Genomic DNA, 15,965 nt, shown 5'->3' on the forward strand with positions numbered 1-15,965 from the left:
GAGGGCCGGAAGTGAAGCCGGGGTGCGCGGCCGCCCTCCCCGTCCCGTACGCGGGAGGAGAGCGGCGGTCACGGGGCGTCACCGGCGAGGAGCACAGCGAACCGGGACTACTGGACCGAACCACCCGGTAGGTAGGCTGGCGGGCATGCGCGCACTCCTCGTGGTCAACCCAGCTGCCACCACCACCAGTGCGCGCACCCGTGACGTGCTGATCCACGCGCTGGCCAGCGAGATGAAGCTGGAGGCGGTGACCACGGAGTACCGGGGGCACGCACGGGATCTGGGGCGGCGGGCCGCGGACAGCGACGACATCGACCTGGTGGTCGCCCTCGGCGGCGACGGCACGGTGAACGAGGTCGCGAACGGGCTGCTTCACCGGGGCCCGGACGTGGACCGCCTGCCGAGGCTCGCCGTGGTTCCCGGCGGCTCCACCAATGTCTTCGCGCGCGCCCTGGGGCTGCCCAACGACGCGGTCGAGGCGACCGGCGCGATCCTGGACGCCCTGGAGAACCAGACCGAACGCACGGTCGGCCTGGGGCTCGCGGCCGGCACTCCGGGCACCGAGGACGAATCCGTCCCCGAACGCTGGTTCACTTTCTGTGCCGGTCTCGGCTTCGACGCGGGAGTGGTCGGCCGGGTCGAACAGAAGCGCGAGGGCGGCAAGCGGTCGACGCACGCCCTGTACGTACGCCAGGTGGTGCGGCAGTTCCTGAACGAGGCCCACCGGCGGCACGGGACGATCACGCTCGACGTGCCCGGCCAGGACCCGGTCACCGACCTCGCGCTCTCCATAATCTGCAACACCGCACCCTGGACCTACCTGGGCAATCGTCCGGTCTACGCCTCACCGAAGGCCTCCTTCGACACCGCGCTGGACGTCCTCGGACTGAAGCGCCTGTCCACTCCGGCGGTGGCTCGTTACGGCACCCAGCTGCTCACATCGAGCCCCGAGAAGGGGCCGCGCGGCAAGCACGCCGTTTCGCTGCACGACCTCACCGACTTCACCTTGCATTCAAAGGTCCCACTGCCCTTCCAGATGGACGGCGACCACTTGGGACTGCGTACGAGCGTGACGTTCACAGGCGTACGCCGTGCACTGCGTGTGATTGTGTGAGTGGAAGGGCCGAAAGTCCTTTAACTCGAACGTTTGGACTGGCCCCCACCCCTTAGAAGTGCGGCTGTGACCTAGTCGACACCGAGGAATCAAAAAAAACTTTCCAGAAGGGGTTGTATCCGCCGCCGAGGTTTGCGAATCTCTACATGGCGATCGGGACGGCCCGCAACACCGGCCTCCACTGAGAGCCAGAACCCCTCCTCACCTCACAGACCACACCCAGTTCATCTGGGAGTCGGCCCGTCATCTGCGGGGGGATTCGTGAAAGCGTTCACATTCACAAGCAACAAGCGTGTAATACCAAGGAGAGGTAGCAGCCATGGACTGGCGTCACAACGCCGTTTGTCGTGAGGAAGACCCCGAGCTGTTCTTCCCCATCGGCAACACCGGTCCTGCGCTGCTGCAGATCGAGGAAGCCAAGGCTGTCTGCCGCCGCTGCCCCGTCATGGAGCAGTGCCTGCAGTGGGCGCTTGAGTCCGGTCAGGACTCCGGCGTATGGGGTGGCCTCAGCGAGGACGAGCGCCGTGCGATGAAGCGCCGCGCCGCTCGCAACCGGGCGCGTAACGCCAGCGCCTGAGCGACCCCCGCACCAAGCCTCAGCCCGGCGGCGCGTACAGAGCGTACGCACAGCCCCGCCTTCGAGTCGCAGCGCGCAGTACCCCGAAGCGCATCGCAACGTGAGCACCACGGAGCGGGCCCGGACCGTCACCACGGTCCGGGCCCGCTCTGCTGTGTGCGCTCCCGCGCCCACTCCTACTTGTCGCCCCGGACCGGGAGGTCCAGGACCACCTGGGTGCCGCGCCCGGGGGCCGGGACCATGCCGAACACACCGCCCAATTCCCCCTCCACCAGCGTCCGTACGATCTGGAGGCCCAGGTTTCCGGCCCGCTTCGGGTCGAAGCCCTCGGGCAGTCCGCGGCCGTCGTCGGTGACCGTGATCAGCAGCCGCCCCTCGGCCGGCGATCCGCCGCGCACGGCCGAGACCTCCACCGTCCCGTGGTCGGCCACGGCGAACGCGTGCTCCAGGGCGTTCTGGAGAACCTCGGTCAGCACCATGGACAGCGGGGTGGCGACCTCGGCGTCGAGGATGCCGAAGCGTCCGGTGCGCCGACAGGTCACCTTGCCCGGGGAGATCTCGGACACCATCGCGATGACCCGGTCGGCGATCTCGTCGAACTCGACGCGCTCGTCCAGGTTCTGGGAGAGCGTCTCGTGGACGATGGCGATCGAGCCGACGCGCCGGACGGCCTCGTTGAGCGCCTCGCGCCCCTGCTCGGAGTCCATCCTGCGGGCCTGGAGGCGCAACAGGGCGGCCACCGTCTGGAGGTTGTTCTTCACCCGGTGGTGGATCTCCCGGATGGTCGCGTCCTTGGTGATCAACTCGCGTTCGCGGCGGCGGAGTTCGGTGACGTCCCGGAGCAGGACCAGCGAGCCGATCCGGGCCCCCTTGGGTTTGAGCGGGATGGCCCGCAGCTGGATGACCCCGCCCGCGCACTCGACCTCGAACTCGCGGGGCGCGTAACCGCTGGCGACCTTGACCAAGGCCTCGTCCACCGGCCCCCGGGAGGGGGCCAGTTCGGCGGTGACGGTACCGAGGTGGTGGCCGACCAGGTCGGAGGCGAGGCCGAGGCGGTGGTAGGCGGAGAGGCCGTTGGGGCTGGCGTACTGGACGATCCCGTCGGCGTCGAGCCGGATCAGCCCGTCGCCGACGCGCGGGGAGGCGTCCATGTCGACCTGCTGGCCGGGGAAGGGGAAGGCCCCGGCGGCGATCATCTGGGCCAGGTCGGACGCCGACTGGAGGTAGGTGAGCTCCAGCCGGGAGGGGGTGCGCACGGTGAGCAGGTTGGTGTTACGGGCGATGACGCCGAGCACCCGGCCCTCGCGGCGTACGGGGATGGACTCGACCCGTACGGGCACCTCCTCGCGCCACTCCGGGTCGCCCTCGCGCACGATCCTGCCCTCGTCCAGCGCGGCGTCCAGCAGCGGACGGCGGCCGCGCGGCACCAGGTGGCCGACCATGTCGTCCTGGTAGGAGGTGGGCCCGGTGTTGGGGCGCATCTGGGCGACGGAGACGTACCGGGTGCCGTCGCGGGTGGGGACCCAGAGCACGAGGTCGGCGAAGGAGAGGTCGGAGAGCAGCTGCCACTCCGAGACCAGCAGGTGGAGCCACTCAAGGTCGGTGTCGCTCAGAGCGGTGTGCTGGCGGACGAGGTCGTTCATGGAGGGCACGGGTGGAGCGTACCTGGGGTTACCGCGCGTGTTCGAACCGAACGGCCCGCCCGGCCGTGCCAAGCTGCGGGGCATCGGGTGAAGGCCGATGGACAGGTGTGGTGCGGGGCCGGAGAATGTCGTGCACACGGATGGAGTCGTGCACACGGATGGACACGGGCAATTGGTCTAGTCCACAATGAGTTCACAAGACCCCGCTCTCCCCGCACAGGAGAGCGGACCGAGGCACCGGCGCTCTCTGCCCTGACCGCGCAAGGTGCCTCATGTGGCCGACGGCACCGCACACCGCCGGCCAGGCAGCTCCGGGCTGCGGTGCCGGGCGGGCTGAGGGTCCCGCTCTGGCGCCGCGGCCCGCGGGTGTTCTCGGGCGCATCACCTGCGGGGCACTATCGCCTCCCGGCTCTCAGCGGGTCTCGGTGACCTTGGCCAGGGCGCGCGGGGCGTCCGGGTCCTGGCCCCGGGCGATCGTCACCTCGTACGCCAGCATCTGGAGCGGCAGGATCTCCAGGACCGGCTGCAACTCCTCCGGAACCCCGGCCGTGGGCAGCGAGAAGCCCGCCGACGCCTCCTCCACCTGAGCCTTGGGGCCGACCACGAACAGGTCCGCGCCACGGCCCCGCAGCCGGTCCAGCACCGGCTGGAGGGCCTCGCCACCCCGGCCGTCGGTGACCACGGCGATCACCGGGGAGATGTTGTCGACCATCGCCAGCGGGCCGTGCAGCAGATCCGCGCCGGAGTAGGAGAGAGCGGGGATGTAGCTGGTCTCCATCAGCTTCAGCGCCGCTTCCTTGGCCGTGGGGTAGCCGTAGCCGCGCGAGGTGATCACCATGCGTTCGGCGAAGCGGTAGCGGGAGGCCAGCGCCTTGACCTCGGCGCGGCGGCCGAGGATCGCGCCCGCCAGGTCGGGCAGGCCGGCTGCGGCCTTCGTACCGTCCACCCCGGCGAGGCCCTCCACGAAGAGGTAGAGGGAGAGGAGGGACGCGGTGTACGTCTTGGTGGCCGGGAGCGCCTTCTCCGGGCCCGCCAGGATGTCGATGTGGTGCTCCGAGACGGCAGCGAGCGCCGAGTCCGGGTTGTTGGTGACGGCGAGGGTGACGGCCCCGGCGTCCCGGGCGGCCCTCGTGGAGGCCACCAGGTCCGGCGAGCCGCCCGACTGACTGACGGTGACCACCAGGACGTCCCGCAGGTCGGGCTTGGCCCCGTAGGCCGTCGTGGTGGACATCGAGGCCAGTCCGCAGGGCAGCCCGAGCCGGATCTCCAGCAGGTACTTCGCGTAGAGCGCCGCGTTGTCCGACGTACCCCGGGCGGTGAGCAGCACGAACCGGGGCTTCTTGGCGGCGATCTCGGCGGCGACCTCGCGGATGCGGGGCGCGCCCTGTTCGAGGATGCGGCGCAGCATCGCGGGCTGCTCGGCCATCTCGCCGGACATGATGCGGCCGGGCTCGTCGCCCTGGCCGCTCCGGTCGGCCGGTGGGGTGGCGGACATGTGGGGGCCTCCCTGCGCTGTCGGCTGCGGTGTCGGCGTACGGGCGGTGCGGCTACGCAGGCGCGTCCACGGGGGTGCGCGATCCGTTCCGTACCGGACAAGTCGACCAGGCATTGCCGAGGCCCGCCAGCGGGCCGGGGCGGGCGGGCCGGTGGACGCACGAGTGTGCGGGCCGATGGGCGGACTGTTCACCGTACGGCCGCCCGATTCTGCTAAATTGGGAACTTGATTGGTCTATACCACCGGCTCCCCTAGTCAGATCGGCAGGCACAGCGTGGAAGTTGTCATCGTCCCGGACGCCACGGCAGGCGGCGAACTGATCGCGGAGGCCGTCGCAGCCCTGCTCAGCCGCAAGCCCGACGCCCTGCTCGGCGTTGCCACCGGCTCGACTCCGCTGCCCATCTACCGTGCGCTCGCCGCGAAGGTCGCCTCCGGCGCGGTAGACGCGTCGCGCGCCCGGATCTGCCAGCTCGACGAGTATGTCGGACTGCCCGCGGGCCACCCGGAGTCGTACCGCTCGGTGGTCCTGCGCGAGGTCGTCGAGCCGCTCGGGCTGTCCGAGGCGGCCTTCATGGGCCCCGACGGCTCGGCCGAGGACGTCCAGGCCGCGTGCGAGGCGTACGACCGGGCGCTGGCGGAGGCGGGCGGCGTCGACCTCCAGCTGCTGGGCATCGGCACCGACGGGCACATCGGCTTCAACGAGCCGTGCTCCTCGCTCGCCTCGCGCACCCGGATCAAGACGCTGACCGAGCAGACCCGGGTCGACAACGCGCGGTTCTTCGACAACGACATCGACCAGGTGCCGCACCACGTGATCACCCAGGGCATCGGGACGATCCTGGACGCCCGGCACCCGATCCTGCTGGCCACCGGCGAGGGCAAGGCGGAGGCCGTCTCCCAGACGGTGGAGGGACCGGTCGCCTCGATCGTGCCCGCGTCGGCGCTCCAGCTGCACCCGCACGCGACGGTGGTGGTCGACGAGGCGGCGGCGTCGAAGCTGAAGCTGGCGGACTACTTCCGGGCCACGTATGCGGCGAAGCCGTCGTGGCAGGGGCTGTAGGCCCCTGGCGGTACGGCGAAGGGCCGGGGCACCGTGGTGGTGTCCCGGCCCTTCGCCGTGTGCCGCCCGTCCGGCGAGAGGCTTTGTCCTCGATCGCCGGACGGGCTTGATCCTGCCGCCGGAGGCTTTGACCCGCCGCCCTGGCTCAGGGCTTCGTGTCCGTGATCGCCTCCACCGCCGCCTCGCCGCAGACGCGCGCCGCGCCGTGGGTGGCCGCGTACAGGGCGCCCCGGGGCTCCGACTGGGGCAGGCCCATCTCGACCACGATCGTGTCCGGGCGGGCCGCCAGCAAGGCGTCGAGCGCCCTGCCCATCCAGGCGTGCCGGTGCTCGTCGCGGACGACGGCGACGATGCGACGGTCCCCCGCCGCCGCCAGGGCCGCGGCCACCGGGTCGGCGCTCTCGTCGGTGTACGTGTCCGCTTCGGTACCGGGCAGCAGACCGGTCAGGGCGGTCGCGATGCCCCACGGGGTCTCGGCGCCGACCGCGATGTTCGCCACCGGGCTGAACGTGGCGACGTACGCCGCCTCCGTCAGCCGGTCGCCGGAGCCGGTCACCCGGACCGCGCGGCGGGCGGCCACCAGGCCGATGTCGGAGCTGACTCCGGTGCCGGGCGCGGTCCCCTCCTGCACTTCCGCGCCCGGCTCCGGGACATCCCCCCGGGCCCTCTGCGTCCAGGACGCGAGGGCTCGTACTCGGGCGGCCGCGTCCGCGAGCCGCTCTTCGGCCAGTTCCCCGCTGCGTACGGCGCCGACGATGGCGTCGCGGAGCCGCAGCACCGTCTCCTCGTCGCACAGACCGCCGCCGACACAGATGGCGTCGCAGCCCGCGGCGATGGCGAGGACGGAGCCGCGCTCGATGCCGTAGGTCTTGGAGATGGCCTCCATCTCGATGCCGTCCGTGACGATCAGGCCGTCGTAGCCCAGCTCCTGGCGCAGCAGTCCGGTGAGGATCTGCGGGCTGACCGTGGCCGGGCGGTCGGGGTCGAGTGCGGGAAGCAGGATATGCGCGCTCATCACCGATTGGGAACCGGCGGCGATGGCCGCCCGGAAAGGCACCAGCTCACGGGCGTGCAGGGTGTCGAGATCCACATCGATACGGGGGATCGCGTGGTGCGAGTCGACCGCGGTGTCGCCGTGTCCGGGGAAGTGCTTGGTGCAGGCGGCGACGCCGGCGGCCTGGAGACCCTCGACGTACGCCGCGGTGTGCCGGGCGACCAGCTGGGGGTCGGCGCCGAAGGAACGTACGCCGATGACCGGGTTGCCCACGTTGGCGTTGACGTCGGCGGACGGCGCCCAGTTGAGGTTGACGCCGCACTCGGCGAGCCGACGGCCCAGCTCCTGGGCGACGGACCGGGTGAGGTGGACGTCGTCCACCGAGCCGAGGGCGTAGTTGCCGGGGAACGAGGACCCGTGCACGACCTCCAGGCGGGTCACGTCCCCGCTCTCCTCGTCGATCGCGACGAGGATGTCCTCGCGCTCCGCGCGCAGCCGCTCGGTGAGCGCGGCGAGCTGCTCGGGCGAGTGGACGTTGCGGCCGAAGACCCCGACGGCTCCGAGGCCCTCTCCGACGCGGCGCAGCAGCCAGTCGGGTGCGGTGGTTCCGGCGAATCCGGGCTGGAGCACCGCGAGCGCGTCGCGGGTCAGGGTGTCGGAGCCGTGTACGAGTGTGGTCATGAGAAGCCCTTTATCCCTTCACCGCGCCGGCGGTCATGCCGCCGACGGCCTTGCGCTGGAGGAAGAGGAAGACGACGAGCACGGGGAGTGAGAAGAGCGCGGAGGCGGCCATGGTGGCGCCCCAGTCGTTGCCGAACGCGGTCTGGAACTGCGTCAGCCAGCGCGTCAGGGTCTGCGCCTCCTTGTCCTTGTTCAGGACCAGGACCATCGCGAACTCGTTCCAGGCGGTGATGAAGCCGAAGAGCGAGGTCGACATCAGGCCGGGGGCGAGCAGCGGGAAGATCACCTTGCGGAAGGCCTGGCCGCGGGTGCAGCCGTCGATCTGCGCGGCCTCCTCCAGCTCGACCGGGACGGCGGCGATGAAGCCGCGCAGGGTCCAGATGGTGAAGGGGAGGACCATCACGAAGTAGATCATCGTGAGCAGCGGGATGCTGTTCAGCATGCCGCCGTCGCGGGCGATCATGTACATCGCGATGACCATGACCTCCCAGGGGGCCATCTGCGCCATCATCACGATGAGGACGATCCCCTTGCGGCCCTTGAACTTCATACGGGCGATCGCGAAGCTCGCGGCCAGGGCGACGAGGAGGGCGAGGATCACCGCGCCGAGGGTCACCAGGAGGCTGTTGGTGACGTACGTCCAGAACAGGTCGACGCCGGTCGCCGTCGTGTAGTTCTCGAAGGTCGGTGTGAAGACGAAGACGGGGTCCTTGGTGAGGATCTCCTGCTGCGGCTTCAGCGAGGACGAGACCATCCAGTAGACGGGGAAGATGAAGAGCCCGGTGAGGAGGAGGGCGGCGAGGTTCTTCGCCACCGCGGCCGGCCGGAGGGGCTTGCGGGTCCGCAGCTTCTGGGGGGTCTGCGCGGTCTGCGTGGTACTCACTGCTCATCCTCCTGCTTCAGGATCAGGCGGAAGTAGAAGGACATGGCGACGATCAGCATGATGATCGTGAGGATCGAGATGGCCGCCGCGAGGCCGTAGTGCTGCTGTCCGAGGCCCTCGATGTAGGCGTAGACGGGCAGGGTCTCGGAGCCGCGGTCGGGGCCGCCCTGGTTCATGGCGTAGACCTGGGCGAACGCCTTGAAGACCCAGATGATCTCCAGGAACGTGGTGATCAGGAAGAACGGCTTCAGGTTCGGGAAGACCACCGACCAGAAGGTGCGCCAGCCGCTCGCGCCGTCCATCTTGGCGGCCTCGTACAGCTCCGACCCGACGGTGGTGAGGGCCGCGTACATGTTGAGGGCGACGAAGGGGACCGAGCCCCAGACGAGTAGCACCAGGACGATGGTGAGTGCGTCGAAGCCGGTCTCGAACCAGTTGTGCTGCTCGTAGCCCGAGAAGCCGAGCGTGCGCATCACCCAGTTGGCGACGCCGAACTGCTCGTCGAAGAGCCATCGGAAGACGGTGACCGAGGCGATGATCGGCATGGCCCAGGCGAACATCAGGCCCAGGGAGAGGACGAGCCGCATCTTCTTGCCCAGGCGGTTGAGCAGCAGGCCGATCAGGGAGCCGACGACCATGATGAGGGCGACGTTGATCGCGGTGAAGACGACCGAGCGGACGACGACGGTCCAGAAGTCGGGGTCGCTCAGGAGCTTGGTGTAGTTCTCGAAGCCGACCCAGGGCGTCTCGCGCCGGATCATCTCCCGCTTGTTGACCCCCTGGAAGGAGAGGACCACGTTCCGGAACAGCGGGTAAAGCAGCAGCACCGCCATGGACAACAGTGCCGGCGCGACGAGCAGGTACGGCAACAGCCCGCTGGGCAGGGAGCGTCTCCCGCGCGAGGGCTTAAGGACTTCCTTCGGGCCGGAAGGGGGTGGCGGAGTCTGAGACTTCCCTGCCGCCCTCCCGGGCGCGTCCTGGGTAGCGGCATCCGCCGCCCCCTGGGAGTCCACGGTCATGGTCTTATTCCTCGCGGTTCTGGGGCTCCCGCGCCCACCGGGACGCGGCCCGGGGGAACGGGCCTCTGATCACTGCAAAGCACCGGTGGTGCGGCCGCTGAGTAACCGGCCGCACCACCGGACTGCGAACTACTGCTGGTTGACGCGCTCGTTGATGACCTTGTCGGCCTCCTCGGCCGCGGCCTTGGCGTCCTGCCCCTTGAGGACCTTGGTCATGTAGTCCTTGATCGGGTTCGGGTCGGTCTCGACGTTCGCCCAGCCCGGCGTCACCGGGGTGATCTTGCCGGAGACGGAGGAGAGGGCCATGGCTTCGGCGAAGGAGCCGGCGGCGGGCTTGAACTGCGCCGCGTCGCTGTTCGGAAGCAGCGCGCCCTCGGTGGCGGCGGCGTACTTCGTCATGAACTCCTTGCCCGCGGCGAGGGCCAGCCACTCCTTCGCGAGTTCCTTGTTCGGGGAGCGCTCGGCGATGGCGAGGTTCGAGCCGCCGAAGAACACGGATCCCGGCTTGTCGGCCGTCTTGCCCGGGATCGGGAAGTAACCGAAGTCGGCAGTCTTGCCGGCCTTCTTCATGGCGTCGATCGCGCCGCCGGCCTCCCAGCCGAGACCGATCCAGGACGCCACGCCGCCCTTGGGGATGATGTCGGTGGACTGCTGCGGGGTCGCCTCGTCCTTGTCCTTCGGAGCGGTGGAATAGGACGCCAGCTCCTTGTAGAAGTTCATGGCGCTGAGGGCCTCGGGGGAGGACAGGTTGCCCTTCCACTCGTCGCCGTCCTTGACCGCGAGGTCGCTGCCCTCGTCCCAGACGAATCCGGCGAGAACGTACCAGCTCTGGCCGGGCAGGTAGATCGGCTGGGTCTTGGCGTCGGCGGCCTTGAGCTTCTTCAGGCCCTCGATCCACTCGGCGCGGGTCTTCGGCGGGGTGACGCCCGCCTTCTCGAAGGCCGCCTTGTCGTAGACCACGACACGGTTGGCGGCGTACCACGGGGCGGAGTAGAGCTTGCCGTCCAGTTCGTTGGACGCCACCATGCCCTTGTTCCAGCCGTCGTAGCCCAGCGCGGCCTTGTCGCCGGTCAGGTCGGCGAGGCCGCCGGTGTCGGCGTAGCCGGCGGTCTGGGTGTTGCCGAGCTCCAGGACGTCCGGCGGGGTGTCCTCGGAGAGGGAGGTGGTGATCTTCTCCTGGATGCCGTTCCAGACCTGCTTCTCGACCTTGACCTTGACGCCCGGGTGCTTGGCCTCGAAGGCCTTGTTCACCTCGGCCATCCATGCGTCGGGGGCGGAACCGTCCATGACCCAGACGGTCAGGGTCTTGTCTCCACCGGACGCCTTGCCGCCGTCCTTGCCCGTGTCGCCGTCCGTACCGCACGCGGCGATAGAGACCATCATGCCCGCGGCACCGATAGCCGCGATGAGCTTGCGCTTCACGTCAAACCCTCCTCAGGGATGCTGCAACCCCACCCACCGTGAAGACTTTCGACGAGTTCCACCGGGGCTGGACCTGGTCTTTAATGGTTTAGACCAGTACCGGGAGCTTGGCCTAGACCTTTGGGGGTGTCAAGGGTGTATAAGAAGTGCACTCGCGTCCGTTATCGGACCGACACCTGAGGGAGGGCGAGGACCCGTGACCGGACCGTGCCACCATGTGAGCCGCAACAGACGGAGGAGCCGGTGACGGCAGCAACGCAGCAGTCGGGAAGGCGGGCCATGGGTGCCGACGGGGGCAGTACGGGGAACGAGGCGGGTACCGGTACGCGCACGGCGCGCGTACCGAAGTACTACCGGCTCAAGCGGCATCTCCTCGACATGACGGACACCCTGCCGCCCGGCACCCCGGTGCCGCCCGAACGCACCCTGGCCGCCGAGTTCGACACCTCGCGCACCACCGTGCGCCAGGCCCTCCAGGAGCTGGTCGTCGAAGGCAGGCTGGAGCGCATCCAGGGCAAAGGCACCTTCGTCGCCAAGCCGAAGGTCTCCCAGGCCCTCCAGCTCACCTCGTACACCGAGGACATGCGCGCCCAGGGACTGGAGCCGACGTCCCAGCTGCTGGACATCGGCTACGTCACGGCGGACGACACGCTCGCCGGTCTGCTGGACATCTCGACGGGCGGCCGGGTGCTGCGCATCGAGCGGCTGCGGCTCGCCAGCGGGGAGCCGATGGCGATCGAGACCACCCACCTTTCGGCCAAGCGCTTCCCGGCGCTGCGCCGTTCGCTGGTGAAGTACACCTCGCTCTACACCGCGCTCGCCGAGGTGTACGACGTCCGCCTCGCCGAGGCCGAGGAGACCATCGAGACCTCCCTGGCCACCCCGCGCGAGGCGGGTCTGCTGAGCACGGACGTGGGCCTGCCGATGCTGATGCTCTCCCGTCACTCACTGGACGCCCAGGGCGAGCCGGTCGAGTGGGTGCGGTCCGTCTACCGCGGCGACCGGTACAAGTTCGTGGCCCGCCTGAAGCGCCCCAACGACTGAGCGGAGCCGCAGGACCGGACGAGGGGGGCGCCGAACCCACGGCGCCCCCCTCCTTTCGCTTTTCCGGCCACGCACGCGCCGGACCCGGCCGCACCCGCCCCCGGAGCCTCGGCACCTTGTACCCGGCAGGAACGTGACACCACCCGCGATCGCCCTGGTGGGGCCGTCCCGGGACGGGAGGCCGCGAGGTGGCGCCAAACGCCCGGGCGGTTACTGCCAGCGGTGGACGCTGACACTCCGGCCCCGTTCGAGCATTCTTGAACATGTCGAAAGGGCCCCACGAACGGGCAATCGACACATTCCGCAGAATCCCGAACCCCAGAGGTGTCTCCGTCATGCGCTCTTCCGCCCGCCGTCTCGTCCTCGCCGCCGCCCCGCTCGCCGCCCTCGGCGCCCTGCTCGCCACCGCCGGACCGTCCGCCGCCGCCACGGCGGGCCCGGACGCGACCACGCCGCGGGCCGTCGCCACCACCTCGGCGGCCGATCAGGCCCCGGCGCCCACACCGGCGCCGTCCGCCTCATCCGACGGCTTCTCGTGGGGCTGACCGGCACACGTCGCGCCCGGCCGGCACTACGCTCCCCGCAGGACCCGCCATCTACCTCATCGGCATATCGATGTCCGCGCCCGCCGCGGCGGACCCCGAACACCCCACCCCCGGCGGCGTGCTGGCGGCGCTGTACCGGTCCATCGAGCCGACGGAACCGGTCGAGACCGCCCGCGCGCTGGTCGGGGACCGCTCCGTCCGGATCGCACTGTGCCTCGACTGCCCGGACGAACTCGAAGCCATCGGGCGCGCGCTGGGTATCTGCCTGCGCATGCTGGCGCGCTCCCCCGAGGTCAGCGGCTACGGCATCACCGACTGCAGGCTCCTGTGAGACCTCCCGCCCCCTCCCGCAACCCCTCCGCCGGTCCGGCACAGGACGTGCCGACCGGAGAGAACAGAGAAGTGAACGGGGAATTCAGCCGTGTTCGTCCATATTCTGGGCCCCCTCCACGCCACCGTCACCGACCGTCCCGTGCCCCTCGGGGGCAGACGGACGCAGACCGTCCTGGCCGCTCTCGCGCTGGAGGCCGACTGGGCCGTCTCGGTCGAGGGCCTCGTCGAAGCGGTCTGGGGCCCCCACCCCCCTGCCAGCGCCCGTGCCCAGATCCGCATCTGCGTCTCCGCGCTGCGCCGGGCCTTCGCCGCCGCCGGAGCCCCCGGGCTGATCGAGACCCACTCGTACGGCTACCGTCTCCGCCTCGGCCCCCACGACCTGGACTCCGCCGTCTTCGAGAGCCGCGTGCAACGCGCCCGCGTGCTGTCGGGCGAGGGCCGCAGGGCCGAAGCCGCGCTGGAGCTCCGCAACGCGCTCGCCCTGTGGAACGGGCCCGCGCTCGCCGGGCAGACGAGCCCGGCCCTCGACCCGGGTATCCGGCGCCTTGAGGAACTGCGGATCCGGGCGACCGAGGAACGCCTCAGCCTCGAACTGGACCTCGGATGGCACGAGGACGTCGTCGGCGAGCTGATGGCCCTGACGTCGACGTACCCCTTCCGCGAGCGGTTGCACGCCCAGCTGATGCTGGCGCTGCACCGCTCCGGCCGGACGGCCGAGGCGCTGGCCGCGTACCGGCGCATCCGTCTGACCCTCGTCGAGGAGCTGGGGATAGAGCCCGGTCCGAAGCTCAGCTCGATGGAGCGGTCCATCCTCCTCGGGGAGCGCCTGAGCGCGTGACCGTCCCGGCGCGGGCGGCCCCGCTCCCCCGCCGGACGGCTCAGAAGGAGATCCACAGGTCCTGCATCCGGTGCTCGGACAGCCCGTCGGTCGGCACGAACGCGTACCGGTGCGCCTCGGCCCCGCCTGCCGTGAAGGCCCAGTCCAGACGGAAGAACGGCAGGGGCCGGTCGAGTACGCCTCCCAGGGAGAACTCTCCCGGGGAGGCGTACTTCCAGCTCAGCGGGAGGAACTCGTCGCTCACCGGAGTGGCGTCCGTGGCGGTGGCGCGCAGCCCGTCGAGCGCCCTGCTCGCGGCGGTGGTGTTGAAGTCCCCGGCGATCACCGACGGGTGGGGGTTGGCCGCCACGTCCCGTTCCAGTCCGCGCAGCTCCTCCCGCCGCCAGGCGTCCTTGCGGCGGAAGTAGGCGTCGTGGTCGAACTCCGAGAAGGGGTTCAGGTTGTCCAGGGCCATGGGCACGGTGATGTGCACGTTGTACGTGCTGAGCACCCGGTCACCGACCGCGAGGTCGGTCCGCAGCACCTTCTCCCGCAGGAACTCCCGGCCGAAGTCGTCCCTCCCGTCGGTGGCGGGAGGGACGCCCACGGAGGTCTGCGACAGGACGGGGAAGCGCGAGAGGGTGAGGAGCTCGCCCCTACGGGCGATGTGGTAGCCGGGGAACTGCCGGCGCAGCGCCTCGTCGTCGTCGAGCCGGGCGTAGCCCTCCTCCCCCAGGCCCGGGGTCCAGGCGACGTGCTCCTGGAGCAGGTAGACGTCGGCCGGGTGCTCGCGCAGGAAGGCCCGGAGCCGGTCGGTACCGGCCGCCTTCCCCCAGTACTGGGTGTTCAGCGACACCACGCGCAGCGCGCCGGGCGGTACCGGGCCGGGATCGCGCCAGAGGGCGGGCCAGTTCAGGCCCGAGCCCGTGGTCAGGGCCAGCGCCAGGGCCAGGCCGGCCGTGCCTGCCGCGAGGGGGCGGCGCCGGCCGCACGCACCGGCGGCCGCGACCAGGAAGGCGGCGGGGACACCGAGCAGGAGGAGCGGTGGTACGGCGTCGAGGACGAGGGACCAGTGCCAGCGGTCGCTCAGCAGGACCCGCGTCACGGCGTACAGCAGCCACAGCACCGCGCTGACGAGGACGAGCCTGCCGTACCAGAGCCTGAGGAGGCGGGCGATCCGGCGCGGACGACCGGGGTCCTCCCCCGCCACCGCCGTGCGTGCCGCCCCGGCCGTCCTGTCCCCTCCGGCTGCTTCGGCGGGTGCCGCGTCCCCGGTGTCCACCGCGTGCGCGGGCGGGGTGCTGCCCGCGGTCATGCCAGGCTCTCCTGCGGCTGGTACATGCGCCGGAAGCGCCGGCTCGCCGCGTACTGCGCGAGACCGACGGCGAGACCCGCCACGACCGCCGCGTTCACCAGCAGGTGCGCGCCGGTGAAGAACGCGGTGAAGAGCGGGCCGCGCTCACGGAGCGCGAAGCGGTACTGCCCGAGGTCCGCGACCACGGACCCGGTGAGGGCGGCCAGCGTCACCAGGAGGGCCGCCGGATGGAGGAACCCGAACGGCAGGGCCGCGACGGCGAGGCCGCCCAGCGCGGAGGCGACGGCACGGCCGCCGGTCTCCATGCCCTGCATGGCGCGGCCCCGGTCGAAGTAGAACGGCACCCGGAGCCGGCTGCGGACGAACGCCTTGCGCAGCAGGGGCCGCATCCGGCTCTCGTCGGACAGCCGGCCCCTGATCCGGGACGTGAGCAGCATGGGCCGCCGGGCGGCGAGCCGTTCCGCGTGGTCGATCTCCTCGGTCTGCCGCAGCGCGGTATTGAACCACCCGGCCTCCATGAAGGCGGCCCTGCTGACCGCGCCCAGCGCGTAGAAGCCCCCGCTGACCAGGCCTTCGGCGCTCTTGCGCCAGTAGTGGTACTGGAGGATGCGGTACTGGCCGACGAGCGGCTCGTCGAACAGCGGCTCCTTGTCGGGGATGCCGAACACCGCGCCGTACGAGGGGTTCTCGTCGAACAGCGCGACGGCCTCGGCGACCGCCTCCGGGTGCATGGTCAGGTCGGCGTCCAGGAAGAAGACGATCTCGCCCCTGGAGCGGCGGACGCCTTCGTTGCGGGAGGAGCCGGGTCCGCCGTTCTCCGGGACGCGGACGAGCTGGACGGGGTGGGTGGCGGCGATCTCCGCGCAGCCGTCGGTGCTGGCGTCGTCGACGACGATCACTTCGATGTGGGGGTAGCTCTGCTCTGCTATGGAACGCAGGCAGAGGTCGATGGTCCGGCGGTCGTTGTACATCGGGACGACGACCGACACGAGAGGTGCTGACATGGGATTCCTCGTCGGTGGT

The 15,965-nt window shown here is 70.5% G+C and carries 15 protein-coding genes; 7 read left to right on the plus strand and 8 right to left on the minus strand.

Going from position 1 to position 15,965, the window contains the following annotated elements:
* Positions 1 to 145: 145 nt before the first annotated feature.
* Positions 146 to 1,114: a diacylglycerol/lipid kinase family protein gene (locus ACZ5WC_RS21055; RefSeq protein WP_468542222.1), complete on the plus strand. Its 969-nt coding sequence runs from the start codon at positions 146 to 148 to the stop codon at positions 1,112 to 1,114.
* Positions 1,115 to 1,433: 319 nt separating this feature from the next.
* On the plus strand, positions 1,434 to 1,691 hold the full coding sequence (locus ACZ5WC_RS21060; RefSeq protein ID WP_003953983.1) for a WhiB family transcriptional regulator: 258 nt from the start codon (positions 1,434 to 1,436) through the stop codon (positions 1,689 to 1,691).
* 176 nt (positions 1,692 to 1,867) lie between these two features.
* On the opposite strand, the gene ACZ5WC_RS21065 is transcribed toward ACZ5WC_RS21060, so the two are convergent.
* Positions 1,868 to 3,334 (minus strand): sensor histidine kinase, encoded by a 1,467-nt coding sequence (locus ACZ5WC_RS21065; RefSeq protein WP_468542306.1) that lies wholly within the window; start codon positions 3,332 to 3,334, stop codon positions 1,868 to 1,870.
* A 412-nt stretch (positions 3,335 to 3,746) separates the two neighbouring features.
* Positions 3,747 to 4,829: an SIS domain-containing protein gene (locus ACZ5WC_RS21070; protein ID WP_468542223.1), complete on the minus strand. Its 1,083-nt coding sequence runs from the start codon at positions 4,827 to 4,829 to the stop codon at positions 3,747 to 3,749.
* Between the two features lie 274 nt (positions 4,830 to 5,103).
* Here ACZ5WC_RS21070 and nagB point away from each other — a divergent pair, with 274 nt between their 5' ends.
* Positions 5,104 to 5,889, plus strand: coding sequence for a glucosamine-6-phosphate deaminase (gene nagB, locus ACZ5WC_RS21075; protein WP_468542224.1), 786 nt, complete (start codon positions 5,104 to 5,106; stop codon positions 5,887 to 5,889).
* A 145-nt stretch (positions 5,890 to 6,034) separates the two neighbouring features.
* On the opposite strand, the gene ACZ5WC_RS21080 is transcribed toward nagB, so the two are convergent.
* The 4 genes from ACZ5WC_RS21080 to ACZ5WC_RS21095 form a co-directional block, all read right to left on the minus strand.
* Positions 6,035 to 7,564 (minus strand): glycoside hydrolase family 3 protein, encoded by a 1,530-nt coding sequence (locus tag ACZ5WC_RS21080; RefSeq protein ID WP_468542225.1) that lies wholly within the window; start codon positions 7,562 to 7,564, stop codon positions 6,035 to 6,037.
* A gap of 10 nt (positions 7,565 to 7,574) precedes the next feature.
* Positions 7,575 to 8,411 (minus strand): carbohydrate ABC transporter permease, encoded by an 837-nt coding sequence (locus ACZ5WC_RS21085; protein ID WP_468542307.1) that lies wholly within the window; start codon positions 8,409 to 8,411, stop codon positions 7,575 to 7,577.
* A 32-nt stretch (positions 8,412 to 8,443) separates the two neighbouring features.
* Entirely contained in the window at positions 8,444 to 9,466 is a 1,023-nt protein-coding gene (locus ACZ5WC_RS21090) for a carbohydrate ABC transporter permease (RefSeq protein ID WP_468542226.1), read from the minus strand.
* Positions 9,467 to 9,595: 129 nt separating this feature from the next.
* A complete protein-coding gene (locus tag ACZ5WC_RS21095; protein WP_468542227.1) occupies positions 9,596 to 10,888 on the minus strand; it encodes an extracellular solute-binding protein in 1,293 nt (430 codons plus the stop codon).
* A 279-nt stretch (positions 10,889 to 11,167) separates the two neighbouring features.
* Here ACZ5WC_RS21095 and ACZ5WC_RS21100 point away from each other — a divergent pair, with 279 nt between their 5' ends.
* From ACZ5WC_RS21100 to ACZ5WC_RS21115, 4 genes are all read left to right on the plus strand, one after another.
* Complete coding sequence (locus tag ACZ5WC_RS21100; protein WP_468542308.1) at positions 11,168 to 11,932, plus strand: GntR family transcriptional regulator; 765 nt, start codon at positions 11,168 to 11,170, stop codon at positions 11,930 to 11,932.
* A 335-nt stretch (positions 11,933 to 12,267) separates the two neighbouring features.
* Positions 12,268 to 12,477, plus strand: coding sequence for a hypothetical protein (locus ACZ5WC_RS21105; RefSeq protein ID WP_468542228.1), 210 nt, complete (start codon positions 12,268 to 12,270; stop codon positions 12,475 to 12,477).
* A gap of 70 nt (positions 12,478 to 12,547) precedes the next feature.
* Positions 12,548 to 12,808, plus strand: coding sequence for a hypothetical protein (locus tag ACZ5WC_RS21110; RefSeq protein ID WP_468542229.1), 261 nt, complete (start codon positions 12,548 to 12,550; stop codon positions 12,806 to 12,808).
* Positions 12,809 to 12,898: 90 nt separating this feature from the next.
* Positions 12,899 to 13,648: an AfsR/SARP family transcriptional regulator gene (locus tag ACZ5WC_RS21115; RefSeq protein WP_468542230.1), complete on the plus strand. Its 750-nt coding sequence runs from the start codon at positions 12,899 to 12,901 to the stop codon at positions 13,646 to 13,648.
* 40 nt (positions 13,649 to 13,688) lie between these two features.
* On the opposite strand, the gene ACZ5WC_RS21120 is transcribed toward ACZ5WC_RS21115, so the two are convergent.
* Entirely contained in the window at positions 13,689 to 14,942 is a 1,254-nt protein-coding gene (locus ACZ5WC_RS21120; RefSeq protein WP_468542231.1) for an endonuclease/exonuclease/phosphatase family protein, read from the minus strand.
* Positions 14,939 to 15,946, minus strand: coding sequence for a glycosyltransferase (locus ACZ5WC_RS21125; protein ID WP_468542232.1), 1,008 nt, complete (start codon positions 15,944 to 15,946; stop codon positions 14,939 to 14,941). Before ACZ5WC_RS21125 ends, ACZ5WC_RS21120 begins: the two co-directional genes overlap by 4 nt.
* Positions 15,947 to 15,965 lie beyond the last annotated feature (19 nt).

The organism is Streptomyces sp. NPDC033165 (assembly GCF_055577965.1).

Coding starts and splice junctions, on each gene's coding strand:
- ACZ5WC_RS21110 (WP_468542229.1), top strand. CDS start 12,548: ATGTCCGCGCCCGCCGCGGCGGACCCCGAACACCCCACCCCCGGCGGC.
- ACZ5WC_RS21060 (WP_003953983.1), top strand. CDS start 1,434: ATGGACTGGCGTCACAACGCCGTTTGTCGTGAGGAAGACCCCGAGCTG.
- ACZ5WC_RS21080 (WP_468542225.1), bottom strand. CDS start 7,564: ATGACCACACTCGTACACGGCTCCGACACCCTGACCCGCGACGCGCTC.
- ACZ5WC_RS21100 (WP_468542308.1), top strand. CDS start 11,168: ATGGGTGCCGACGGGGGCAGTACGGGGAACGAGGCGGGTACCGGTACG.
- ACZ5WC_RS21120 (WP_468542231.1), bottom strand. CDS start 14,942: ATGACCGCGGGCAGCACCCCGCCCGCGCACGCGGTGGACACCGGGGAC.
- ACZ5WC_RS21105 (WP_468542228.1), top strand. CDS start 12,268: ATGCGCTCTTCCGCCCGCCGTCTCGTCCTCGCCGCCGCCCCGCTCGCC.
- ACZ5WC_RS21065 (WP_468542306.1), bottom strand. CDS start 3,334: ATGAACGACCTCGTCCGCCAGCACACCGCTCTGAGCGACACCGACCTT.
- ACZ5WC_RS21055 (WP_468542222.1), top strand. CDS start 146: ATGCGCGCACTCCTCGTGGTCAACCCAGCTGCCACCACCACCAGTGCG.
- ACZ5WC_RS21090 (WP_468542226.1), bottom strand. CDS start 9,466: ATGACCGTGGACTCCCAGGGGGCGGCGGATGCCGCTACCCAGGACGCG.
- ACZ5WC_RS21125 (WP_468542232.1), bottom strand. CDS start 15,946: ATGTCAGCACCTCTCGTGTCGGTCGTCGTCCCGATGTACAACGACCGC.
- ACZ5WC_RS21070 (WP_468542223.1), bottom strand. CDS start 4,829: ATGTCCGCCACCCCACCGGCCGACCGGAGCGGCCAGGGCGACGAGCCC.